The 22,080-nt window shown below is 66.7% G+C and carries 22 protein-coding genes and 1 pseudogene; 8 read left to right on the plus strand and 15 right to left on the minus strand.

Annotation, left to right across the window (positions count from 1 at the left end; all coding sequences use genetic code 11):
- Positions 1-25 precede the first annotated feature (25 nt).
- Positions 26-610: a helix-turn-helix domain-containing protein gene (locus AAHS21_RS16900; protein ID WP_342928757.1), complete on the plus strand. Its 585-nt coding sequence runs from the start codon at positions 26-28 to the stop codon at positions 608-610.
- A gap of 60 nt (positions 611-670) precedes the next feature.
- Here the strand turns inward: AAHS21_RS16900 and AAHS21_RS16905 are convergent, their stop codons facing one another.
- The 4 genes from AAHS21_RS16905 to trxA form a co-directional block, all read right to left on the minus strand.
- Entirely contained in the window at positions 671-844 is a 174-nt protein-coding gene (locus tag AAHS21_RS16905; protein WP_175364626.1) for a helix-turn-helix domain-containing protein, read from the minus strand.
- A gap of 121 nt (positions 845-965) precedes the next feature.
- Positions 966-2,594 carry an ABC-F family ATP-binding cassette domain-containing protein gene (locus tag AAHS21_RS16910; RefSeq protein WP_342928758.1) on the minus strand — a complete coding sequence of 543 codons (1,629 nt, stop codon included), beginning with the start codon at positions 2,592-2,594 and terminating at the stop codon, positions 966-968.
- Positions 2,595-2,615: 21 nt separating this feature from the next.
- Positions 2,616-3,425, minus strand: a complete 810-nt coding sequence (locus AAHS21_RS16915; RefSeq protein WP_342928759.1) for an enoyl-CoA hydratase — start codon at positions 3,423-3,425, stop codon at positions 2,616-2,618.
- Between the two features lie 60 nt (positions 3,426-3,485).
- The gene (trxA, locus tag AAHS21_RS16920; RefSeq protein WP_085221813.1) at positions 3,486-3,836 is read right to left on the minus strand and encodes a thioredoxin; all 351 of its coding nucleotides are present in this window, start codon (positions 3,834-3,836) and stop codon (positions 3,486-3,488) included.
- Between the two features lie 278 nt (positions 3,837-4,114).
- On the opposite strand from trxA, the gene AAHS21_RS16925 reads away from it, so the two are divergent.
- The gene (locus AAHS21_RS16925) at positions 4,115-5,944 is read left to right on the plus strand and encodes an acyl-CoA dehydrogenase (protein ID WP_342928760.1); all 1,830 of its coding nucleotides are present in this window, start codon (positions 4,115-4,117) and stop codon (positions 5,942-5,944) included.
- Positions 5,945-5,953: 9 nt separating this feature from the next.
- Here AAHS21_RS16925 and AAHS21_RS16930 read toward each other — a convergent pair whose 3' ends face one another.
- Positions 5,954-6,925: a YihY/virulence factor BrkB family protein gene (locus AAHS21_RS16930; RefSeq protein ID WP_342928761.1), complete on the minus strand. Its 972-nt coding sequence runs from the start codon at positions 6,923-6,925 to the stop codon at positions 5,954-5,956.
- A 357-nt stretch (positions 6,926-7,282) separates the two neighbouring features.
- Here AAHS21_RS16930 and AAHS21_RS16935 point away from each other — a divergent pair, with 357 nt between their 5' ends.
- Entirely contained in the window at positions 7,283-8,038 is a 756-nt protein-coding gene (locus AAHS21_RS16935; protein WP_342928762.1) for a DUF5666 domain-containing protein, read from the plus strand.
- On the opposite strand, the gene AAHS21_RS16940 is transcribed toward AAHS21_RS16935, so the two are convergent.
- The 7 genes and pseudogenes from AAHS21_RS16940 to AAHS21_RS16970 all read right to left on the minus strand — a co-directional run bounded on the left by AAHS21_RS16940 (position 8,035) and on the right by AAHS21_RS16970 (position 14,375).
- On the minus strand, positions 8,035-8,382 hold the full coding sequence (locus tag AAHS21_RS16940) for a metal-sulfur cluster assembly factor (protein WP_096286845.1): 348 nt from the start codon (positions 8,380-8,382) through the stop codon (positions 8,035-8,037). The two genes, AAHS21_RS16935 and AAHS21_RS16940, sit on opposite strands and share 4 nt — an antisense overlap.
- Positions 8,306-8,834: pseudogene (gene sufU, locus AAHS21_RS16945) on the minus strand (Fe-S cluster assembly sulfur transfer protein SufU). The gene AAHS21_RS16940 and the pseudogene sufU overlap by 77 nt, the downstream one beginning before the upstream one ends.
- A gap of 10 nt (positions 8,835-8,844) precedes the next feature.
- Positions 8,845-10,098 (minus strand): cysteine desulfurase, encoded by a 1,254-nt coding sequence (locus tag AAHS21_RS16950; protein ID WP_342928763.1) that lies wholly within the window; start codon positions 10,096-10,098, stop codon positions 8,845-8,847.
- 2 nt (positions 10,099-10,100) lie between these two features.
- On the minus strand, positions 10,101-10,877 hold the full coding sequence (sufC, locus tag AAHS21_RS16955; protein ID WP_342928764.1) for a Fe-S cluster assembly ATPase SufC: 777 nt from the start codon (positions 10,875-10,877) through the stop codon (positions 10,101-10,103).
- On the minus strand, positions 10,877-12,061 hold the full coding sequence (gene sufD / locus AAHS21_RS16960; protein WP_342928765.1) for a Fe-S cluster assembly protein SufD: 1,185 nt from the start codon (positions 12,059-12,061) through the stop codon (positions 10,877-10,879). The genes sufC and sufD overlap by 1 nt, the downstream gene beginning before the upstream one ends.
- Positions 12,061-13,521 carry a Fe-S cluster assembly protein SufB gene (sufB, locus tag AAHS21_RS16965; RefSeq protein WP_342928766.1) on the minus strand — a complete coding sequence of 487 codons (1,461 nt, stop codon included), beginning with the start codon at positions 13,519-13,521 and terminating at the stop codon, positions 12,061-12,063. The genes sufD and sufB overlap by 1 nt, the downstream gene beginning before the upstream one ends.
- 53 nt (positions 13,522-13,574) lie before the next feature.
- Complete coding sequence (locus tag AAHS21_RS16970; protein ID WP_342928953.1) at positions 13,575-14,375, minus strand: metalloregulator ArsR/SmtB family transcription factor; 801 nt, start codon at positions 14,373-14,375, stop codon at positions 13,575-13,577.
- A 69-nt stretch (positions 14,376-14,444) separates the two neighbouring features.
- On the opposite strand from AAHS21_RS16970, the gene mptB reads away from it, so the two are divergent.
- From mptB to AAHS21_RS16990, 4 genes are all read left to right on the plus strand, one after another.
- Positions 14,445-16,157, plus strand: a complete 1,713-nt coding sequence (gene mptB / locus AAHS21_RS16975; protein WP_342928767.1) for a polyprenol phosphomannose-dependent alpha 1,6 mannosyltransferase MptB — start codon at positions 14,445-14,447, stop codon at positions 16,155-16,157.
- The gene (locus AAHS21_RS16980; protein ID WP_342928768.1) at positions 16,154-17,104 is read left to right on the plus strand and encodes an ABC transporter ATP-binding protein; all 951 of its coding nucleotides are present in this window, start codon (positions 16,154-16,156) and stop codon (positions 17,102-17,104) included. Before mptB ends, AAHS21_RS16980 begins: the two co-directional genes overlap by 4 nt.
- The gene (locus AAHS21_RS16985) at positions 17,101-17,886 is read left to right on the plus strand and encodes an ABC transporter permease (RefSeq protein ID WP_342928769.1); all 786 of its coding nucleotides are present in this window, start codon (positions 17,101-17,103) and stop codon (positions 17,884-17,886) included. Before AAHS21_RS16980 ends, AAHS21_RS16985 begins: the two co-directional genes overlap by 4 nt.
- Positions 17,887-18,021: 135 nt before the next feature.
- Complete coding sequence (locus AAHS21_RS16990) at positions 18,022-18,957, plus strand: heme A synthase (RefSeq protein WP_342928954.1); 936 nt, start codon at positions 18,022-18,024, stop codon at positions 18,955-18,957.
- On the opposite strand, the gene AAHS21_RS16995 is transcribed toward AAHS21_RS16990, so the two are convergent.
- The gene (locus AAHS21_RS16995; protein ID WP_342928770.1) at positions 18,907-19,554 is read right to left on the minus strand and encodes a hypothetical protein; all 648 of its coding nucleotides are present in this window, start codon (positions 19,552-19,554) and stop codon (positions 18,907-18,909) included. The genes AAHS21_RS16990 and AAHS21_RS16995 overlap by 51 nt on opposite strands.
- Before the next feature lie 19 nt (positions 19,555-19,573).
- On the opposite strand from AAHS21_RS16995, the gene AAHS21_RS17000 reads away from it, so the two are divergent.
- Complete coding sequence (locus AAHS21_RS17000; RefSeq protein WP_342928771.1) at positions 19,574-20,548, plus strand: quinone oxidoreductase; 975 nt, start codon at positions 19,574-19,576, stop codon at positions 20,546-20,548.
- Positions 20,549-20,554: 6 nt separating this feature from the next.
- On the opposite strand, the gene AAHS21_RS17005 is transcribed toward AAHS21_RS17000, so the two are convergent.
- A complete protein-coding gene (locus AAHS21_RS17005; protein ID WP_342928772.1) occupies positions 20,555-20,956 on the minus strand; it encodes a hypothetical protein in 402 nt (133 codons plus the stop codon).
- A 178-nt stretch (positions 20,957-21,134) separates the two neighbouring features.
- The gene (locus AAHS21_RS17010) at positions 21,135-22,061 is read right to left on the minus strand and encodes a heme o synthase (RefSeq protein ID WP_342928773.1); all 927 of its coding nucleotides are present in this window, start codon (positions 22,059-22,061) and stop codon (positions 21,135-21,137) included.
- Positions 22,062-22,080 lie beyond the last annotated feature (19 nt).

Genomic DNA, 22,080 nt, shown 5'->3' on the forward strand with positions numbered 1-22,080 from the left:
CCGAGCCGACCAAAGCCCTGGCCAAATGCCAAAAGTCAGCGAGGACCATCTGGCGGCCCGGCGCCGCCAGATCCTCGATGGTGCTCGTCGTTGCTTCGCCGAACACGGCTATGACAGAGCCACGGTCCGGCGGCTGGAGCAGTCGATCGGAATGTCGCGCGGCGCGATCTTCCACCACTTCCGGGATAAGGACGCACTGTTCTTCGCGCTCGCGCACGAGGACGCCGAGCGGATGGCCGACGTCGCGTCTCGCGAAGGGCTGATTCAGGTGATGCGCGACATGCTCGCGGCACCCGAGCAGTTCGATTGGCTGGCCACCCGTTTGGAGATCGCGCGCAAGCTGCGCAACGACCCCGCGTTCAGCCGCGGATGGTCGGAGCGCTCCGCGGAACTCGCGGCCGCCACCCACGATCGATTGCAACGGCAGAAGGAGGCACACCGGGTGCGCGACGACGTACCCGGTGACGTGTTGCAGTGCTACCTGGAACTGGTCCTGGACGGATTGGTGGCCCGGCTGGCCTCCGGCGAAGATCCGCAGCGACTGGCCGCCGTTCTCGACCTGGTCGAGAAGTCGGTGCGCCGCAACGATTCTGGGCCTCAGCAGGCCTAAGCAAACGGCACTGCGCTCCTCGCACGCAGTGCCGTTGGTTAGGGCGATGCCCTAGCGGGTCTAGCGGTGCCGAGCCGTGTGGTTGGGCCCGCCGCGGCTGCGCATCGTGGTACCCGACTCGCGCAGCATGCTGTGAATCGACCCGTATGACCTGCCGGTATTGGCGACGAGCGTCCGAATGCTCGCCCCACTTTCGTAGGCGGTGCGCAGCTCGTCCAATAACTCGGTGCGCATCTCTTTAGACTTTGACACTGACCCCTCCACGCTTGAAACTCAGACCCAAGCACCAAGAGTAAGAACCAGTTGTCGTATGCGTGTCGATTTCGCCGAATTGGCGCGCAGTGACTTATAGGGCTCAGGCGAGCTCGATCAGATCCCGGTATTCCTCAGACCAGTAGTCCTCGGTGCCGTCGGGCAGCAGGACAACGCGTTGCGGGTCCAGCGCTTCGGCCGCTCCGGGATCGTGTGTCACCAGCACCACCGCGCCTTGATAGCTGCGCAGCGCGTCGAGCACCTGTTCCCGCGACGCCGGATCCAGGTTGTTGGTCGGTTCGTCGAGCAGCAAGACGTTAGCCGTGGATGCCACCAGACCGGCCAACGCAAGTCGCGTTTTCTCACCACCGGACAGGGTGCCGGCCGGCTGGTCGAGCTGCGGGCCGCTGAACATGAACGCGCCGAGCAGGCCGCGCAGGTCTTGTTCGCCGGACTCGGGTGCGGCGTGGCGGATGTTCTCCCACACCGTCGCGTCGTTGTCGATGGTGTCGTGCTCCTGCGCGAAATAGCCCATCCGCAAACCGTGCCCGGGCTCCAGCCCTCCGGTGTCAGGCTTTTCGGTGCCGGCCAGCAGGCGGAGCAGCGTCGTCTTGCCCGCACCGTTGAGTCCGAGCACCACCACGCGCGAACCGCGGTCGATGGCCAGGTCGACGCCGGTGAAGACCTCGAGCGATCCGTAGGACTTGCTCAACCCCTTGGCCACCAGCGGGGTGCGCCCGCAGGGAGCCGGCGTCGGGAACTTGATCCGGGCGACCTTGTCGGCGACGCGTTCGTCGTCGAGGGCGGCCATCATCCGATCGGCACGACGCAACATGTTTTGCGCCGCAACGGCTTTGGTGGCCTTCGCACCCAGCTTGGCGGCCTGCGAACGCAGCGCGGTGGCTTTGCGTTCGGCGTTGGCACGCTCCCGGCGGCGACGTTGCTCGTCGGTGGCCCGGGCGTCGAGGTACTTCTGCCAGGTCATGTTGTAGACGTCGGCCTCACCGCGCACGGCATCGAGAAACCACACCCGGTTGACGACGTCGGCGAGCAGTTCGACGTTGTGGCTGATGACCACCAGGCCGCCGGTGTGGGACCGCAGGAAATCCCGCAGCCAGCCAACCGAATCCGCGTCGAGGTGGTTGGTCGGCTCGTCGAGCAGCAACGTGGTCGAGGAACCCGATCCGGCGTCGGAGGCGGCGAACAGGATGCGCGCCAGCTCCACCCGGCGGCGCTGACCGCCGGACAGGGTGCGCAACTGCTGCGTCATGACCCGGTCCGGCAGACCAAGACTCGCGCAGATCCGCCCCGCTTCGCTCTCGGCGCCGTAGCCGCCCAACGCGACGAACCGCTCCTCGAGTTGGCCGTACCGGCGAATCGCACGGTCGCGCGCCTCGTCGTCGGCGACCTCGGCCATCAACGCCTGCTGCTTCTCCAGATCGGTGAGCAGCACGTCCAACCCGCGCGCCGACAGCACCCGGTCGCGAGCCAGCACGTCGAGATCGCCCTCTTTGGGATCCTGTGGCAGGTAACCGATTTCGCCGGTGCGGACGACGGACCCGGCGTACGGTTCGCTTTCCCCGGCCAGGATGCGCAGGGTCGTGGTCTTGCCCGCGCCGTTGCGCCCGACCAGCCCGATGCGGTCGCCGGGCTGGATCCGAAGGTCGGGACCGTCGGGTGAGAGCAAGATGCGCGCACCAGCGCGGACCTCAAGGTCCGTAGCCGTGATCACGATCGCTCTCCTCTGGGCACGTTATTTCTCGTCGGTGAATACCGGGGGCCGCCGCTCTGCGCGCGCAGTAACCGCTTCTTCGAAGTTCGCGGTGAGCAGGCGGACGAAAAGCTGTCCCAAGCCTTCGGCTTGCATGTGCCCCTCCAGGCTACCGGCGTCCAGTCCACTCCACAGTGTGCGCTTGGTCAACTCGACTCCGGGCCGGGAGAACGCGGCGATCCGCGCGGCGATCGCATAGCACGTGTCCAGCAACTGGCCCTCGGGCACCTGACAGGACACCAGCCCGATACGCTCGGCCTCCTCGGCGGTCACGTCGCGACCGGTGAGCATGATCTCGAACGCCCGCGACGCGCCGATGGCCCTGGGCAACAGATAGGACAAACCCAGTTCGCTCGCGGTCAGACCGTTGTTGATGCCCGCGGCCCGGAAATAGGCGTTGGTGGAGGCCACCCGGATGTCGGCGGCCAGCGACAGACACAAACCACCGCCGATGGCCGCGCCGTTGACCGCCGCGATGACCGGCTGGTGCATCCGCCGCAGCGCCAGAATGACGTCGTCGAGCAACTCCATGGAGCGCAGCGCATAGGTCGGGCGGGTCAGCCCGTCCACGTTCGGCACCGTGCCCGCGGACTTGTGATCGGCACCCGAGGAGAATCCCCTGCCCGCCCCGGTCAGCACCACCACCCGCACGGAGTTGTCGTAGTTGACCTCTTCCAGGGCGGCCTTCAGCGGGACCATGACGTCGAACGCCATGGAATTCATCCGCTCGGGCCGGTTGAGAGTGATCAAGGCCACGCCGGGCCGCGGGTGTTCAACGAGTACCAAACTCACCCGTGAACGGTATCGCGGACGTTGCTAGAGACCTATTCGGCGGCGTGGATCGCGCTTGGCTCAGGCTTGATCGGCTTGAGCCGCCTCGACGTCGAAGTCCCTGATTTGCTGCACCAAGTCCTCGAGTGCCGCCGGCGGCAGGGCACCCGGCTGGTTGAACAGCAGTTTGCCCTTCTTGAAGGCCATCAGCGTCGGAATGGACCGAATCTGAGCGGCGGCGGCGAGCTGTTGTTCGGCTTCGGTGTCCACCTTGGCGTGGACGATGTCGGGGTGCTTCTCCGACGACGCCTGGAAAGTGGGTCCGAACTGGCGGCAGGGCCCGCACCAGGAAGCCCAGAAGTCGACCAGCACGATGTCGTTGTTTTCGATGGTCGCGTTGAACTGCTCGGCAGTGAGATCCTGTGTTGTCACATTTCGCCTAACGCCGGGTACTGCTCGGATGTTCCCGCGCGAATGTCGACCATTGGCGCTCCCCCATCCTGCTCCCGCCAGCGGTGATTGGCCAGCGCGACGGTGCCTACCGCAGCGAAGGAACAGTGACGCGGGTCGATCTTCCCAATGAACAGTTGGGTTTTCGTTTGCGGGCGACGACGGTGAGCGCTGCGAGGTTACGGTTGCGGAGGTTTTCCCCGCTCGGACAGACTGAGGGCTGATGATCCGACCCCGGATGGACCAGTTGAGGAGATGTCTTGGGCCACTACATCGCTAACGTCCGTGATCTCGAGTTCAACATCTTCGAAGTGCTCGAGGTAGACGCGATTCTCGGTGCCGGGCAGTACAGCGAACTGGACGCCGACACGGTGCGCACCATCTTGTCCGAAGCCGCTCGCCTGGCCGAGGGGCCGGTCGCCGAGACTTTCGCGTTCGCCGACCGTAACCCGCCGGTCTTCGATCCCAACGCGCACACCATCAGCGTGGCACCCGAGTTGGCCAAGACCGTGCAGGCGATCAAAGACGCCGAATGGTGGCGCCTCGGCCTGGCCGAAGACATCGGTGGCATGCCCGCGCCGCCGCCGCTGGCCTGGGCGGTCAACGAGATGATCTTCTGCGCCAACCCGTCGGCAAGCTTCTTTTGTCTGGGTCCCTTTATGGCACAAGCACTTTGGGCCGAGGGTAACGAGGAGCAGAAGCGTTGGGCGGCAGAGGGTGTCGAGCGCGGCTGGGCCGCCACGATGGTGCTCACCGAACCCGATGCGGGTTCCGACGTCGGTGCGGGACGCAGCAAGGCGATCGAGCAACCGGACGGCACCTGGCACATCGAGGGCGTCAAGCGGTTCATCTCCGGGGGTGACGTCGGTGACACCGCCGACAACGTTTTTCATCTCGTGCTGGCCCGCCCGGAAGGTGCCGGCCCCGGCACCAAGGGGCTGAGCCTGTTCTACGTGCCCAACTACCTGTTCGACCCCGACACGTTCGAACTCGGAGCCCGCAACGGGGTTTTCGTGACGGGACTCGAACACAAGATGGGCATCAAGTCGTCGCCGACCTGCGAGGTGACGTTTGGCGCCACGGATGTGCCCGCCGTGGGTTATCTGGTCGGCGGTGTGCACAACGGGATCGCGCAGATGTTCACCGTGATCGAGCACGCGCGCATGACCATCGGCGTCAAGGCCGCCGGCACGCTCTCCACGGGCTACCTCAACGCGCTGGCCTACGCCAAGGAACGGGTGCAGGGCGCCGATCTGACGCAGATGACCGATAAGACCGCGCCGCGGGTCACGATCATGCACCATCCCGATGTGCGTCGCAGCCTGATGACCCAGAAGGCTTATGCCGAAGGACTGCGGGCGCTCTACATGTATGCCGCAGCGCATCAGGATGATGCGCTGGCACAACAAGTTTCGGGCGCCGACCATGAAATGGCACACCGCGTCGACGATCTGCTGCTGCCCATCGTCAAGGGCGTGAGCTCAGAGCGGGCGTACGAGATCCTGACCGAGTCGTTGCAGACGCTGGGCGGCTCGGGCTTCCTGCAGGACTACCCGCTGGAGCAGTACATCCGCGACTCCAAGATCGATTCGCTCTACGAGGGCACCACCGCGATCCAGGCCCTGGACTTCTTCTTCCGCAAAATCGTCCGCGACCACGGCGCGGCGCTGCAGTTTGTCACCGCGCAGATCAGCAGCACCATCGACAACTGCGACGAGGCGTTGAAAGCGCAAGCGCAGGCAGTGCAAGCCGCCCTCGACGAGGTCACGGCGATGACGGGCGCGTTGACCGGTTACCTGATGTCCGCGACGCAGCACCCGACCGAGATTTACAAGGTGGGCCTCGGTTCGGTGCGCTATCTGCTCGCGGTGGGCGACCTGCTGATCGGTTGGCGACTGCTGGTGCAGGCCGGCGTCGCGCACGCGGCGCTGGGCGACAACCCCGCCGAGAAGGACGTGGCGTTCTACCAGGGCAAGATCGCGACGTCGGCGTTCTTCGGCAAGAACATGCTGCCGAAGCTGACGTCGCTGCGCCGCGTCATCGAATCCATCGACGACGACGTGATGCGTATTTCCGAAGACGCGTTCTGAGATCCGCCGCTATGGTGTCACGGGTCGGTTGACGTCGTTGAACCTGACGATCACCCGCTCAAGAGGTTTGACGCGTTCGGCTTTCGCCCGCTTGGCGTAGATCTGGCGATCGGCCGGCGTAAGTTCGGCGTCGTCGCTGAATGCGCTGAGCAACGCGCGCGGGTACAGCCCCTCGACCAGCACGACGTTCATCTCGGCGCACAGCACCAGCGTCGTCGAGACCAGATACAGAAACGCCAGCAACCCCAGCACCAATGCGAAAACACTATTGGTGGCGCTGGCCGTCTTGACCGTGTGCTGGATATAGCCGGCGCCGAACCACTGCAGTACCTGCCAAATAAACGCTGCCGCAATGGCTCCCGGCAGCACCTGCCGGTAGGTGAGTTCCCTTGACGTGGTCACCTTGAAGGCCACCAGGCAGATCATTGTGTTGACCACCACGGCGGTGAGCGTGATGCCGATCTTTCCGAAGACGCCCAATTCCTGTGTCGTCTGGGCGATCCCGGACAGCACGGTCGCCGCGATCACGGCCGAACCCAGCACGAACAGCAATCCGAAGCTGCGCACGCGCGCCCGAATCGGGTTGGGACGCTTGTTCTTGGGCACGGCCCACACCGAGTCCATGGCGTTTTGCACGGCTTGGCCGACGCCCAGTCCGCCATAGAGCGCACCCAGGATCCCGACCACCACGGCGACCGTCCCGCCGCTGAGCCCTTCGGGCTGATGCAGCTGGCTGCCGATCACCGGGAACTGGCTCAAGGTGCTGTGCAGCACCTGCTCTTGCAGGTCGGGGCGACCGGCGAGCACCACACCCAACCCGGTCGTCAACAACAACAGCATCGGAAACAACGACACGAAGCCGTAGTAGGTGATCAGCGCGGCCAGATAACCGCCTTGATCATCGAGATATTTGTAGATGACCGCGACGGTCACACTCACGCCGCGGTTCCGTCGCTGCAAATCGTCCAGCCAGCCGACCATCGCCGATCACTCATCCCCCCAGAAACCCAACTCGACATGAGATGAGCGGGACATACCCCAATCCGGCGGCCGTCAACCGCCCCCCGCAGGCCGCGCTGTTCGGCGCCGGGACTACCGCTGAACAGAGCGGAATCCGCCCGGGACACCGCCGTCGTCTGCGGCACGACATCGTTGCCGCCGAGCGTAGGAGCGGGCTCGATCCGGTGCCGCGGCAACGCGCCCGGCTGCGCGCGTCCAGCAACCACCGGACGATGCCCGCACGTACGTCACAAGCCAGCCGCTGAGGATTTTCACACAGGTCCGGCACAGCTGGATCCGGTAAACGTTGGGACCAACACCACGATCGGAGAAACGTTGATGCCTGCCATCTCTCATCAGTCACGGCTCGCCCGGTTCGCGTTGCTCGCGGTCGCCGGCGTCACCGCGGCATCCGTCGTGGCGTGTGGTTCGTCGCACACGGCCGGCCCGTCCTCGTCGCCGGGCACCACGAGTGGTGCGTCCTCACCGGCGACGACGTCTGCCTCGCCGCCGGCCGCCGCCCAGGCCCGGGTGCGTGGCCTGATCGCATCGGTGTCGGGAAACACCGCTGCGGTCACCGAGGAAAAGGGCAATGCCGCAGTGGCTTTCACGACGTCGACCAAAGTCACCGAGGTCACCGCGGCGGCGCGCAGTGACGTCACTGCCGGAAGTTGCGTGGTCGTGCGGCCCGCGCACCGGGAATCCCAGCCCGATCAACCGCTCACCGCGGCGTCCGTGCGGGTGAGCCCGGCCGTCGACGGGAAATGCCCGTCGGGCAACGCCCCCGGTGGCTCGACAACTCCCCCGCCGGGCGCCGGGGCCAAGCACCCGCCGGTGCGGGGTACCGTCGCGTCCGTCGCGGGTAACACGATCACCGTCACCGGCGCCGGTGGGCAGACCTCGGTAACGGTCACGGACCAGACGCGGTACAGCAAGCAGGCCGGTGCCGACACTCAGGCGATCGCGCAAGGCAAATGCATGACGGCGCAAGGCAATCAAGACGGCAGCGGCACGCTACAAGCGACGTCCATCGAGCTGCGCCCCGCCCACGACGGCAAATGCCCGGGCCAAAAGCCCGCGGGTCACCGCGGCTAAACGGTGAAGCCGAGGGCGCGCAGCTGCTCGCGTCCGTCCTCGGTGATCTTGTCCGGGCCCCACGGCGGGTTCCACACCCAGTTGATCCGCAGGTCGTTGACCAGACCGCTACCGACCAGCGCGCTACGCGACTGGTCCTCGATCACATCGGTCAGCGGGCAGGCCGCCGACGTGAGCGTCATGTCGATGGTCGCGACCTTTCCCTCGTCGCCGTCCTCGACGTTGAGGCCGTAGACCAGCCCCAGATCGACGACATTGATCCCGAGTTCAGGGTCGACGACATCGCGCATCGCCTCCTCGAGGTCGGCGATGAATTCCTGGTCGGGTGCGGTGGTTTCGCTCATCGTTGGTCCTCCTCGAAAGCATGGCTGGCCTGGGCCAGTGCGTCTTTGCAAGCCATCCACCCCAGCAGAGCACATTTCACCCGGGCCGGGTACTTGGCAACTCCGGCGAAGGCGATGCCGTCGCCGAGGACATCCTCGTCGCCCTCGACCGTTCCCCGCGACGACACCATCTCGGTGAACGCGGTGATGGTCTTCAGGGCTTCCCCCACACTCTGGCCGATCACCTGCTGGGTGAGCACCGAGGTGGCGGCCTGGCTGATCGAACAGCCTTGTCCGTCATAGGAAACGTCGGCGACGGTCTGGCCGTCGTCGGACAACGTCACCCGCAGCGTGACCTCGTCGCCACAGATCGGGTTCACGTGGTAGACCTGCGCGCCGAACGGCTCGCGCAGTCCGCGGTGCTGCGGGCGCTTGTAGTGATCAAGGATCACGTCCTGATACATCTGCTCCATGCGCACGATTTCACACCCCGCCGAAGAACTCTATGGCCCGGCGCACGCCGGCCACCAGCCGCTCGACCTCGTCGGCGGTGTTGTACACCGCGAACGACGCCCGCGCCGTGGCGGCGACACCGAATCGGCGGTGCAGCGGCAACGCGCAGTGGTGTCCGACCCGCACCGCGACGCCCTCGTCGTCGAGCACCTGCCCGACGTCATGAGCGTGCACGCCGTCGACGACGAATGCGATTGGCGATCCCCGGTTTTCCATCGCGGTGGGTCCGACGATGCGCACCGCGCTGATAGCGGACAGACCGTCGAGGGCCGCGGCGACCAGCTCGTTCTCATGGGCTTGCACCGCGTCCATGCCGAGTTGACTCAGGTAACGTGCCGCCGCACCCAGCCCCACCACCTGGGAAGTCATCGGAGTACCCGCCTCGAACCGCTGCGGGGGCGCGGCGTACGTCGTGCCTTCCATCGTGACCGTCTCGATCATCGAACCACCGGTGATAAACGGCGGTGCCGCCTCGAGCAACTCACGGCGCCCGTACAGCACACCGATCCCGTTGGGGCCCAGCATCTTGTGACCGGAGAACGCGCCGAAGTCTACATCGAGGGCATGGAAGTCGACGGGCTGATGCGGCACCGACTGGCAGGCGTCCAATACGGTCAGCGCGCCCACCGCCTGGGACCGCGCGACCAGCTCGTCCACCGGCGTCACCGCACCGGTCACGTTCGAGTGATGGCTGAACGCAACAATTTTGACGCGCTCGTCGAGTTCCAGCGAGTCCAGGTCGATCCGCCCGTCGTCGGTCACGCCGTACCACCGCAGCGTCGCTCCGGTGCGCCGGGCCAGCTCCTGCCACGGAACCAGATTGGCGTGATGTTCGAGCTCGGTGGTGACGATGACGTCGCCTGCACCGACGGCCCGGTCGAATCGCTTGTCGCCCAGCACATATGACAGCAGGTTCAGCGATTCGGTGGCGTTCTTGGTGAAGACCAGCTCTTGGGTGTCGGCGCCGACGAACGCCGCGATGTCGGCCCGACCCTCCTCGTAGGCGTCGGTGGCCTCTTCCATCAGCTGATGCGCGCCGCGGTGCACGGCGCCGTTGGAGGTCAGCAGAAATTCCCGCTCGGCGTCGAGCACCTGCAGCGGGCGTTGCGACGTCGCGCCGGAATCCAGATACGCCAACTGCTTTCCCCCGCGCATGATGCGCTTGAGGATCGGAAAATCAGCACGGATCGCCGCGACGTCCAGTGGATTCACCGAGGCCGCCATCGTTACGCCCCTGCGGATGCCGCTTGGCTGGTGAAGCGCTCGTAACCGTGCTCTTCGAGCTCGTCGGCCAGTTCGGGACCGCCCGACTCGACGATGCGGCCGCCGACGAACACGTGCACGAACTGCGGCTGAATGTAGCGCAGGATCCGGGTGTAGTGGGTGATCAGCAGGACACCCCCGTGCTCGGCTTCGGCGTAGCGGTTGACGCCCTCGCTGACCACCCGTAGCGCGTCGACGTCCAGGCCGGAGTCGGTCTCGTCCAGGATCGCGATCTTCGGCTTGAGCAGCGACAGCTGCAGGATCTCGTGGCGCTTCTTCTCACCACCGGAAAAGCCTTCGTTCACACTGCGTTCGGAGAACGCCGGATCGATCCCCAGATCGTCCATCGCGCCCTTGACTTCCTTGACCCAGTGCCGCAGCTTCGGCGCTTCGCCGCGCACGGCGGCGGCGGCGGTACGCAGGAAGTTCGACATCGACACCCCCGGCACCTCGATCGGGTATTGCATGGCCAGGAACAGACCGGCCCGCGCCCGCTCGTCGACGCTCATCGCCAGCACGTCCTGGCCGTCCAGCGTGATCGAACCGGACGTCACCTCGTACTTCGGGTGCCCGGCGATCGCGTAGGACAGGGTGGACTTGCCGGAGCCGTTCGGGCCCATCAGCGCGTGCGTCTCCCCCGATTTCACGGTGAGGTCGACACCCTTGAGTATTCCAATGGCGTCGGACTCGTTGGTGCGCGCGACACTGACGTGCAGATCCTTGATTTCGAGCGTGGTCATCAGTTCTTGATTCCTTCGGTTAACTCAAGTTCGTGTTCGATGGCCTCGGTGAGCCGTTCGCGCACGGCCGGCACGGCGATCTTCTGAATGATCTCGCCGAAGAAGCCACGCACGATCAGCCGGCGGGCCTGATCCTCCGGGATACCGCGAGCCTGTAGATAGAACACCTGCTCATCGTCGAATCTTCCGGTGGCACTTGCGTGTCCGGCGCCGACTATCTCACCCGTCTCGATTTCGAGGTTGGGCACCGAATCGGCACGGGCGCCGTCGGTGAGCAACAGGTTGCGGTTGGTCTCGAAGGTGTCCGTACCGGTGGCCTCCGCACGGATCAGCACGTCGCCCACCCAGACGGTGTGTGCATCGGGACGGCTGGATTCCGGATTCGCTTGCAGCGCACCTTTATACAACACATCCGAGCGGCAGTTGGGGTACGCGTGGTCGACGAGCAACCGCGATTCGAAGTGCTGGCCGTCGTCGGCGAAGTAGGTGCCGAGCAGCTGGGCGTCGCCGCCGGATGCGGTGAACCGCACCGTTGTCGACGTACGCACCAGATCACCCCCGAGCGTCACGTTGACATGTCCGAGCACCGAATCCTTGCCCAGCCGTGCGTGATGCGCGCTGACGTGCACCATGTCGTCGGCCCAGTCGGCGATCCAGATCACCCCGACGGCTGCCGCGTCGCCGACGATGATCTCGACGTTGTCGGCGTAGGTCCCGCTGCCGCGCAGATCGATGACGACGATGGCACGCGCAAGTTCTTCGACGCGGATCTGCAGATGCCCGTAGGCGACCGCGCCCTCGCCGGGCCCGGTGATCGCGATTTCGATCGGCTTGGCGACCTCGGTGTCACGCGGGACGGTCACCACCGTCGCGGAGTTGAACGACGAGAACGCTTGGGCTGCAACACGATCAGCGGGAACACCACCCTGACCGAGTCGCTCGTCGCCGCGTCGGACGGTCTCGGTCTGTACGCCGGGCTGTTCGCCGACACTGATCTGCGCCTTGCCGTTGGCGACGGCCGAACCGTCGTGCAGGCCCCGCAACCGGCGTAGCGGGGTGAACCGCCAGATCTCGTCGCGACCGCTGGGCACCTCGAAGGCATCCACGTCGAACGACGCGAACAGCTCGCCCTTGTTGGCAGCGGTGAGGGCCGAACCCTCAACCGCTTCAGTCAATCCCGTCACTAGCCGACCGCACCTTCCATCTGCAGTTCGATCAGCCGGTTGAGCTCGAGCGCGTACTCCATCGGCAGTTCCTTGGCAATCGGCTCGACGAAGCCGCGCACCACCATCGCCATCGCCTCGTCCTCGGTCATGCCGCGGCTCATCAGGTAGAAGAGCTGATCCTCGCTGACCTTGGACACGGTGGCCTCGTGACCCATCGTCACGTCGTCCTCACGGATGTCGACGTACGGGTAGGTGTCGCTGCGGCTGACCGTATCGACAAGCAGCGCATCGCATTTCACACTGGAGCGAGATCCGTGGGCGCCCTTGTTCACCTGCACCAGACCGCGGTAGGAGGCGCGGCCACCGCCGCGTGCCACCGACTTGGAGACGATGTTGCTCGACGTGTTGGGCGCCAGGTGCAGCATCTTGGCACCGGTGTCCTGGTGCTGCCCCTCGCCGGCGAACGCCACCGAGAGCACCTCACCCTTGGCGTATTCCCCGGTCATCCAGACCGCCGGGTACTTCATCGTCACCTTCGAACCGATGTTGCCGTCGACCCACTCCATCGTGGCGCCGGCTTCGGCGCGGGCGCGCTTGGTGACCAGGTTGTACACATTGTTCGACCAGTTCTGGATCGTCGTGTAACGGCAACGGCCACCGGGCTTCACGATGATCTCGACCACCGCGGAGTGCAGCGAGTCGCTCTTGTAGATCGGCGCGGTACAGCCCTCGACGTAGTGCACGTAGGCACCCTCGTCGACGATGATCAGCGTCCGCTCGAACTGGCCCATGTTCTCGGTGTTGATCCGGAAGTAGGCCTGCAACGGGATGTCGACGTGCACGCCCGGCGGCACGTAGATGAACGAACCACCCGACCACACAGCGGTGTTCAGCGCGGAGAACTTGTTGTCACCGGCCGGGATCACACTGCCGAAGTACTGCTTGAAGATCTCCGGGTGTTCGCGCAGACCACTGTCGGTGTCCAGGAAGATCACGCCCTGACTCTCCAGGTCCTCCCGGATCTGGTGGTAGACCACCTCGGACTCATACTGCGCGGCGACACCGGCGACCAGGCGCTGCTTCTCCGCCTCGGGGATGCCCAGCCGGTCGTAGGTGTTCTTGATGTCGGCGGGCAGGTCGTCCCAAGTGGCGGCTTGCTTTTCGGTGGAACGCACGAAGTACTTGATGTTGTCGAAGTGAATGCCCTCGAGGTTCGAGCCCCAGTTGGGCATCGGCTTCTTGTCGAACGTGCGCAACGCCTTCAGCCGGGTCTGCAGCATCCACTCCGGCTCGTTCTTCTTCGCCGAGATGTCACGGACGACGGCTTCGGACAGCCCGCGCTGCGCGCTGGCACCCGCGACGTCGGAGTCCGACCAGCCGTAGCCGTAATTGCCCAGGGAATCGATCGTCTGCTCCTGGGTCAGGGGCCCTGAAGGCGCTCCGGCGACCGGCGTGGTTGCCTCTGGCGTGAGTGTCATGCGGACGCTCCTTAGGTGTTGGTGCCGGCGCGCGGGCTGGGCGCCGCTTGTTACTAGGTCTTGCTTGTTGCCGTGCTCGCAACCGGTGCGAGCGGAACATGGGTGGTACAGGCGCAATCGCCGTTGACGATCGTCGCCAACCGCTGCACGTGAGTGCCGAGAACTTCGGCCATGGCTTCCCGCTCGGCCTCGCACAGTTCCGGGAATTCCTCGGCGACATGCGATACCGGGCAGTGGTGCTGGCAGATCTGCACGCCGTGCAGCGGCGGGCCCACCCGGGTCGTGGTGGCGACGTAGCCAGCCTTGGTCAGCGCGCCGGCCACCCGTTGGGCGGCGGCTTCGACATCGGCGTCGTCGGCACTGTCCGCGGGTTCGACGTCGGCCAGGATCGTGTCGATACGGCGCCGGGCGAACGTCTGCAGGGCGCCCTGCCCGCCGATCTCGCGCAGTTGGCGCATCGCCGCGACCGCCAGGTCGTCGTAGGAGTGGTCGAGCTTGGCCCGGCCGGCCGCCGTCAACCGGAAACGCTTCGCGGGGCGCCCGCGCCCGGCCTGCTGCCATGCCGCGGCGGCCGCCGATTCCGCGTCGCCCGCGTCGATCAGCGCATCCAGGTGACGCCGCACCCCGGCGGCCGCCAGACCCAGCCGGTCACAGATCTCGCTGACGGTGATCGACCCGGATTCCAGCAGCAACCGCACGATGGCGCGGCGGGTGTGACCATCCGGCAGGACGGTGGGAGCCGCAGCGCCGGTTGCCGGCTCGACGCCGGCTTCCTGGGCTTCCTCAGCGGTCCGGATTTTCACCACACCAGTGTGACGCAATTCCGGAAAACGGTCCAGCAAGGCTGCCCTCAGTGGCCGATCGTGCCGAACGCACGGCGAGCATCGGGCGGCGGCCTCGCGGCATGCCGCTACGCTGCACTGATGGCAGAGCGCCACTACTCGCTGAGCTCGTCGATCGCCGCGTTGCACGGCGACGAGAAGCCCGTGGGCTCACCGCTCAATGAGACCGAACTCACCGCACTTCGCCGCACCCGGCTGTTCGGCGCCACCGGAACGGTCCTGATGGGGATCGGCGCCCTGGGCGCCGGCGCGCGTCCCGTCGTCCAGGACCCCACGTTCGGGGTGCGGCTTTTGAACCTGCCGTCCCGGATCCAGACGGTGTCGTTGACGATGACCACGGTCGGGGCGGTCATGATGGCGCTGGCCTGGCTGATGCTGGGCCGATTCGCGCTGGGCAAGCGACAGATGTCGCGCGGCGAACTGGATCGCACCCTGGTGCTGTGGATGCTGCCGCTGCTGATTGCGCCGCCGATGTACAGCAAGGACGTCTACTCCTACCTGGCGCAGAGCCAGATCTCGCTGGAAGGCCTCGACCCGTACAAGGTCGGTCCCGCGTCCGGGCTGGGTCTCGGCCATGTGTTCACCCTGTCGGTGCCCAGCGTGTGGCGCGAGACGCCGGCGCCCTACGGACCGTTGTTCCTGTGGATCGGGCGCGGCATCTCGGCGCTGACCGGCGAGAACATCGTCGCCGCGGTGCTTTGTCATCGGTTGGTGGTGCTGGCCGGCGTGGCGATGATCGTGTGGGCCGTACCGCGGCTGGCCCGGCGCTGCGGCGTCGCCGAGGTCAGCGCGCTGTGGCTGGGTGTGGCCAATCCGCTGTTGCTGATGCATCTGGTCGCCGGCATCCACAACGAGGCGCTGATGCTCGGGTTGATGCTGATCGGCGCCGAATTCGCGCTGCGCGGTATCGATGCGCCCCGGCTGCGGCCCGTGTCGTGGCGCCGGTTAGGCCCCGACTGGGAGCCGCTCGGCATGCTGCTGGCCGGCTCCATCCTGATCACGCTGTCCTCGCAGGTGAAGCTGCCCTCGCTGTTGGGGCTGGGATTCGTCACGATGGCGCTGGCTCACCGCTGGGGCGGCAACCTGCGGGCGCTGCTGCTGGCCGGCGGTGGGATCGGGTCGCTGTCGCTGGCGGTGATGGGCCTGGTGGGTTGGGCCAGCGGGCTCGGATTCGGCTGGATGTTCACCCTGGGCACCGCCAACGTGGTGCGCAGCTGGATGTCGCCGCCCACGCTGCTGGCCCTGGCCACCGGGCAGGTCGGGATTCTGCTGGGCCTGGGTGATCACACCACCGCCGTGCTGGCCCTGACGCGTTTTATCGGCGTGCTGATCATCATGGTGCTGGTCAGCTGGTTGCTGTTCGCGGTGTTCCGCGGCCGGCTGCACCCGATCGGCGGCCTGGGCGTCGCGCTGGGCATCTGCGTGCTGCTGTTTCCCGTCGTGCAGCCCTGGTACCTGCTGTGGGCGATCATTCCGCTGGCCTGCTGGGCGACCCGCACCGGCTTCCGCGAGACGGTCATCGTGGTCACGCTCGTCGTCGGGATCTTCGGACCGACCGCCAACGGCGATCGCTTTGCGCTGTTCCAGATCCTGGACGCCACCCTGGCCAGCGCCGCGGTGATGGCCGTGCTGGTCGCGCTGACCTACACCCGCCTGCCTTGGCGGCCGCTTCAGTCCGCGTCCAACGGCAACGGCGACGGACCGCCCAGCGCCGAGCCCACCGTGACCGTCCAGACCCCGCGGGCCACCCCTCGATCCGAGTCGGCGCCCGACGCCTACGCTGACTCGACGTGAGTTCGGGCCGCCCAGACCCCCAAGCCCCGCAGACAGTGGTGCGGCTGCGCGGGGTGAGTAAGCACTACGGCTCGACGACCGCTGTCGCTGATCTCGATCTGGAAGTGCGCGCCGCGGAGGTGCTGGCCCTGCTGGGGCCCAACGGCGCCGGCAAGACGACGACCGTCGAGATGTGCGAGGGCTTCGTACGTCCGGACGCCGGCACGATCGAGGTGCTGGGCTTGGACCCGGTCGCCGACAACGCCAGGCTGCGCGCGCGCATCGGGGTGATGCTGCAGGGCGGCGGCGGATACCCGGCGGCCCGTGCCGGCGAAATGCTCGACCTGGTGGCCTCTTACGCCGCCGACCCGCTGGATCCGCAGTGGCTGCTGGCCACCCTGGGCCTCACCGATGCCGCCCGCACCACGTACCGGCGGCTCTCGGGCGGGCAGCAGCAACGGCTCGCGCTGGCCTGTGCGCTGGTGGGGCGTCCGGAATTGGTGTTCCTCGACGAGCCCACCGCCGGCATGGACGCGCATGCCCGGCTGCTGGTGTGGGAATTGATCGACGCGTTGCGCCGCGACGGCGTGACGGTGGTGCTGACCACGCACCAGCTCAAGGAGGCCGAGGAGCTCGCCGACCGCATCGTCATCATCGACCGGGGGTCGACCGTCGCGGAAGGCACGCCGGCGGAGCTGATGCGCTCCGGCGCGAAAGACCAGGTGCGGTTCACCGCACCGCCGCGACTTGACTTGTCGCTCTTAACTTCCGCACTGCCGGAGGATTACAAGGCCACCGAGCTGACCCCGGGCGAGTACCTGGTCGAGGGCCCCGTCGACCCGCAGGTGCTGGCGACCGTGACGGCGTGGTGCGCCCAAATCGATGTGCTGGCAACCGATATGCGCGTCGAGCAACGCAGCCTCGAGGATGTGTTCCTGGAACTCACCGGCAGGAAGTTGCGATCGTGACCGACCCCAACACCCCGGTGTTTCCCCCCGGCACCTTCACCCCCGATCCGCGTCCCAGCGCCGTGCCGAAAATGCTGGCCGCCCAGTTCGGGCTGGAGCTGAAGCTGTTGCTGCGCAACGGTGAACAGCTACTGCTGACCATGTTCATCCCGATCACGCTGCTGGTCGGACTGACGCTGCTGCCGTTCGGCTCGTTCGGCCACAACCGTGCCGCGACGTTCGTGCCGGCCATCATGGCCCTGGCCCTGATCTCGACGGCGTTCACCGGGCAGGCCATCGCGATCGCCTTCGACCGCAGATATGGGGCCTTGAAACGGCTGGGGGCCACGCCACTTCCGGTCTGGGGCATCATCGCCGGCAAGTCCCTGGCCGTGATTACCGTCGTGTTTCTGCAGGCAATCATCTTGGGCGCCATCGGTTTTGCCCTGGGTTGGCGGCCCGCACCGCTGGCTCTGGTGCTGGGCGCGGCGGTCATCGCATTGGGCACCGCCGCCTTCACGGCACTCGGACTGCTGCTCGGCGGCACGCTGCGGGCCGAGATCGTCCTCGCGGTCGCCAACTTGATGTGGTTCGTCTTCGCCGGACTGGGCGCGTTAACCCTCGAGACGAACATGATCCCGACCGCGGTCAAATGGGCGGCCCGGCTCACTCCGTCCGGTGCGCTGACCGAGGCGCTGTCGCAGGCGATGACGCTGTCGGTCGACTGGTTCGGCGTCGTCGTCCTGGCGGCGTGGGGCGCGGTGGCCGCACTGGGCGCGCTGCGCTGGTTCCGCTTCACCTGAGGATCCCGCGACACTGTCACCACGCAGCCGATACGCCGAGGCAGCCCGGAGAAATGACCGCCTCGGCACTGGTGGCCCTACTACATCTCGTAGTTCTCATTGGCCTACGATCGGGCGGTGGTGAGACGAGTGCTGATGCGGTTGGTGGACCTGCTCCCCGACCCCAGTCTGCGAGTCCAGCGGATCATCGCCGCCGCCGTGATCCTGTCTCAGGGCGGGATCGCGGTCACCGGTTCGATCGTGCGGGTCACCGCGTCGGGACTGGGTTGCCCCACCTGGCCGCAGTGTTTTCCGGGCAGTTTCGTCCCGGTCGCGGTTGCCGAGGTGCCGTGGGTGCATCAATCCGTCGAGTTCGGCAACCGGCTCTTCAGCCTCGCGGTCGTGGTCACCGCCGCGCTGGCGGTGCTGGCGGTGTACCGGGCCCGACGGCGCACCGAGGTGCTGGCCTACGCGTGGCTGATGCCGGTGTCCACGGTGGTGCAGGCCGTGATCGGCGGCATCACCGTGCGCACCGGGCTGCTGTGGTGGACGGTGGCCATCCATCTGCTCGTGTCGATGACGATGGTGTGGCTGTCGGTGCTGCTCTACGTCAAGATCGGCGAGCCGGATGACGGTGTCGTGCGCGAGCGGGTGGCCGCGCCGCTGCGCCTGCTCACGGCGCTGACCGGGGTGAACCTGGCGGTGGTGTTGGTCACCGGCACGCTGGTGACCGCGGCCGGCCCGCACGCGGGAGACCGCAGCCCCAGCCGGACGGTGCCGCGGCTGAAAGTCGAGATCACCACGCTGGTACACATGCATTCGTCGCTGCTGGTCGCCTATCTCGCGCTGTTGGTCGGGCTGGGCTTCGGGCTGCTGGCGGTCGGCGCGGCCCGGCCGATCCTGCTGCGGCTGGGCGTGTTGCTCGGACTCGTGTGCCTGCAGGCGGCCGTCGGCACCACGCAGTACTTCACCGGTGTCCCCGCCGCCCTGGTCGCCATCCACGTCGCGGGTGCCGCGGCGTGCACCGCCGCGACCGCCGCGCTATGGGCCTCGATGCGAGAACGGGCCGAGCCCGAGCCGCTCGCAGGCTGATTCCACGGCCAGGGCGAATGCGCGCTGGGCCTGTTCGCGTGCGGCGGCGCCCAGCTGCCGCCAACCCAGCGACGGCGCCACCACATCGAGTCCGGCCACCCGCGCGTCGCAAACGTCGACGCGCGCGTAGAGCAGTTCGCCGACGCGAATACCGGCACGTCCGGCCGCCGCGGCGATCGCCGCATGACCGAGGTCCCATGACTCGAACTCCGGCTCGACCGGCCAAGCGTGGGACTGCTGCCCTCCGAAGAAGATCAGCACCGACCGTGCCGTCGCGCCCGGCAGCGTTGGCACACCGGCTTTCTCGATGTCGTCCAGGTATCGCGCACCGAGATTCCACGCGACCACCGCGGGTGGATTCAGCAGGTTCTTGACGCGGCGGGTCCAGGCGAGGAACTCCTCGCGCCGGTCGGCGTCCACGGTTTCGCGCAGGATCACCAGGTCGGCGCCGACGGCCTCGGAGTCGTCCCAGCGCAGCCAGCGAGCATGCAGGCCTCGCGTTCGGAGCGCGGATACCAGGCCGGTGTCGCCGGGGTGCCGCCGGCATCCGGCCAGCACAATGCCGGGGTGGAAGACGTCCGGGCGGGCAAGCTTCATGCCCGGGCATGATATCCACATGCACGCAATCGAAGTCAGTGAAACTGGCGGCCCCGAGGTCCTTCGTTACGTCGACACATCACAACCCTCGCCGGGCCCCGGCGAGCTGCTGATCCAGGCCGAGGCCATCGGCGTCAACTTCATTGACACCTATTTCCGATCCGGGCAATACCCGCGCGAGGTGCCGTTCGTCCTGGGCTCTGAGGTGTGCGGAACCGTCGCGGCCCTCGGCGAGGGAACCGAGAGCTTCCGGGTCGGCGACCGGGTGGTGTCGGCGGCCGCATCCGGCGCATACGCTGAATTCTCCACTGCGCCAGCACATTTGACTGCCGAGGTGCCCGACGGCGTCAGCTCCGAGATCGCGGCGTCGGTGCTGCTGAAGGGATTGACAGCGCACTACCTGCTGAAATCGGTGTATCCGGTGCAGGCCGGTGACGCGGTGCTGGTGCACGCCGGAGCCGGCGGCGTCGGGCAGATCCTGACCCAATGGGCACACCTACTCGGCGCCCGGGTCATCACCACCGTCTCCACGCCGCAGAAGGCCGAGATGTCCAAGCAGGCCGGCGCCGACGAGGTGCTGTCCTACCCCGACGACGCCGCTGCGTTCGGCCAGCGGATTCGTGAACTGACCGGAGGTCTCGGCGTCGCCGCGGTGTACGACGGCGTCGGTGCAACCACGTTCGACGCCAGCCTGGCCAGCCTGGCCGTGCGCGGAACCCTGGCGTTGTTCGGCGCTTCCAGCGGGCCGGTGCCGCCGGTGGATCCGCAGCGGCTCAACGCCGCGGGGTCGGTGTTCCTGACCCGCCCGGCGCTGGTGCACTTCATGCGCACCGGACAGGAGTTCAACTGGCGCGCCGAGGAATTGTTCGAGGCGGTGGCCGGCGGATCCATCAACATCGAAGTCGGCGGCCGTTATCCACTGGCCGAAGCGACCCGCGCCCACCAGGACCTGCAGGGCCGTAAGACCGCTGGCTCGATTGTGCTACTGCCGTAAGCGAATTCAGGCTTTAGGGCAGAAGATTCCGAGGATCTGCTGGCAGTTGTCTTTGTTGATCAGGCCCGGCGGCGCCGGTGGAGGTGGCGGCGGCGGATTCTCGCCGTCCCAAATGTTCTGCGCCACATTGCCTTGCCCGAAGTAGACGTAGTAATAGGTGTGGCAAATGTTGTTGTCCCAAACAACCGGGTTGGTGACGTGATTGCCGGTGGGTGGCAATGGTTGCCCCGGGCACCAGTGGCATGGCCCGGACGGGTGGTCGTTCGGACACCCGGGCCAGGCATCCAACGGCACCGGCCCGGGTTGAGCGCCGGCGATGGCTGCGGTCAGGCCGAAATCGGTGAGCACCAGACCGCCCGACAGCAGTGCCGCGGCGATCACCTTCTTGACGATGCGCATGCGCTCCATGGCCCCATGTCCTTTTCCGCAGGCTTTGCTGCTGAGAGTCAGTATCGAACTGCGGCCTTTGTGCTGCATCGGTTTTGGCTATGCAAATCGGTCGCGCACCCAGTAGATACGCGAAGATCGGCTACCGATCCCAAAAAAGGCGGTGCCGACGTGACGAACGGGATGTACGCCGGCCGGCTCAGAGCAGTGTCGGCAAGGCGATCACCGAGTCGACCGCCAGCGCGCAGAACACCACCGCGAGGTAATTGTTCGACTGCAGGAACAGCCGCAGCGGCTTGACCGGCTCGCCGGCGCGGACCCCGGCGTACAGCTGGTGGGCCATCGCCAGGAACCACACCCCGGCCACCACGGCGACCGCCGTGTACAGCCAGCCGGTGGCCAGCGCCAGCACCATCGTCGCCAGCACGGTCAGCCAGGTGTAGATCAGGATCTGCTTGGTGACCTGACGCTCGGTGGCCACGGCGGGCAGCATCGGAACGCCGGCCGCTTTGTAGTCGTCCTTGTACCGCATCGCTAGCGCCCAGGTGTGCGGGGGCGTCCAGAAGAAGATGATCGCGAACATCGCCAGGGCCGGCCAGCCGATGGTGCCGGTGACGGCCGACCAGCCGATCATCACCGGCATACAGCCGGCCGCGCCGCCCCACACGACGTTTTGCGACGTGCGGCGCTTGAGCAGCAGCGTGTAGACGAACACGTAGAACGCGATGGTGGCGAGCGCCAGTAACCCCGAGAGCAGGTTCGTCGTCCACCAGAGCCAGCAGAACGAGCTCACCGTCAGCACCAGCCCCAGGGCCAGGGCGTTTCGCGTCGGCACCGCGGCGCGGGCCAGCGGCCGCCGCGCGGTCCGCTTCATCATCTTGTCGATGTCGGCGTCGGCCACGCAGTTGAGCGTGTTGGCTCCGCCGGCCGCCAGCATCCCGCCGATCAGCGTGTTGAGGATCAGCACCGGGTCCACGTGGCCACGGTGAGCCAGCAGCATCGCGGGTATCGCGGTGACCAGTAGCAGCTCGATGACGCGCGGCTTCGTCAGCGCCAGATAAGCCAGCACCGTGCCGCGTATTCGGCTCGGCGCTCGGGTTGGCCCTAGGCGCCCGCGAACGCTCACGCAATAACTCCTTGGGGTC

The organism is Mycobacterium sp. 050272, from assembly GCF_039023525.1.
Taxonomy (GTDB): domain Bacteria; phylum Actinomycetota; class Actinomycetes; order Mycobacteriales; family Mycobacteriaceae; genus Mycobacterium.

Excerpts from the sequence above, each read along its gene's own strand:
- AAHS21_RS16900 (WP_342928757.1), top strand. The coding sequence starts at position 26 with ATGCCAAAAGTCAGCGAGGACCATCTGGCGGCCCGGCGCCGCCAGATC.
- AAHS21_RS16905 (WP_175364626.1), bottom strand. The coding sequence starts at position 844 with ATGCGCACCGAGTTATTGGACGAGCTGCGCACCGCCTACGAAAGTGGG.
- AAHS21_RS16930 (WP_342928761.1), bottom strand. The coding sequence starts at position 6,925 with ATGGTCGGCTGGCTGGACGATTTGCAGCGACGGAACCGCGGCGTGAGT.
- AAHS21_RS16935 (WP_342928762.1), top strand. The coding sequence starts at position 7,283 with ATGCCTGCCATCTCTCATCAGTCACGGCTCGCCCGGTTCGCGTTGCTC.
- AAHS21_RS16940 (WP_096286845.1), bottom strand. The coding sequence starts at position 8,382 with ATGAGCGAAACCACCGCACCCGACCAGGAATTCATCGCCGACCTCGAG.
- AAHS21_RS16950 (WP_342928763.1), bottom strand. The coding sequence starts at position 10,098 with ATGGCGGCCTCGGTGAATCCACTGGACGTCGCGGCGATCCGTGCTGAT.
- sufC (WP_342928764.1), bottom strand. The coding sequence starts at position 10,877 with ATGACCACGCTCGAAATCAAGGATCTGCACGTCAGTGTCGCGCGCACC.
- sufB (WP_342928766.1), bottom strand. The coding sequence starts at position 13,521 with ATGACACTCACGCCAGAGGCAACCACGCCGGTCGCCGGAGCGCCTTCA.
- mptB (WP_342928767.1), top strand. The coding sequence starts at position 14,445 with ATGGCAGAGCGCCACTACTCGCTGAGCTCGTCGATCGCCGCGTTGCAC.
- AAHS21_RS16990 (WP_342928954.1), top strand. The coding sequence starts at position 18,022 with ATGCGGTTGGTGGACCTGCTCCCCGACCCCAGTCTGCGAGTCCAGCGG.
- AAHS21_RS16995 (WP_342928770.1), bottom strand. The coding sequence starts at position 19,554 with ATGAAGCTTGCCCGCCCGGACGTCTTCCACCCCGGCATTGTGCTGGCC.
- AAHS21_RS17000 (WP_342928771.1), top strand. The coding sequence starts at position 19,574 with ATGCACGCAATCGAAGTCAGTGAAACTGGCGGCCCCGAGGTCCTTCGT.
- AAHS21_RS17005 (WP_342928772.1), bottom strand. The coding sequence starts at position 20,956 with ATGGAGCGCATGCGCATCGTCAAGAAGGTGATCGCCGCGGCACTGCTG.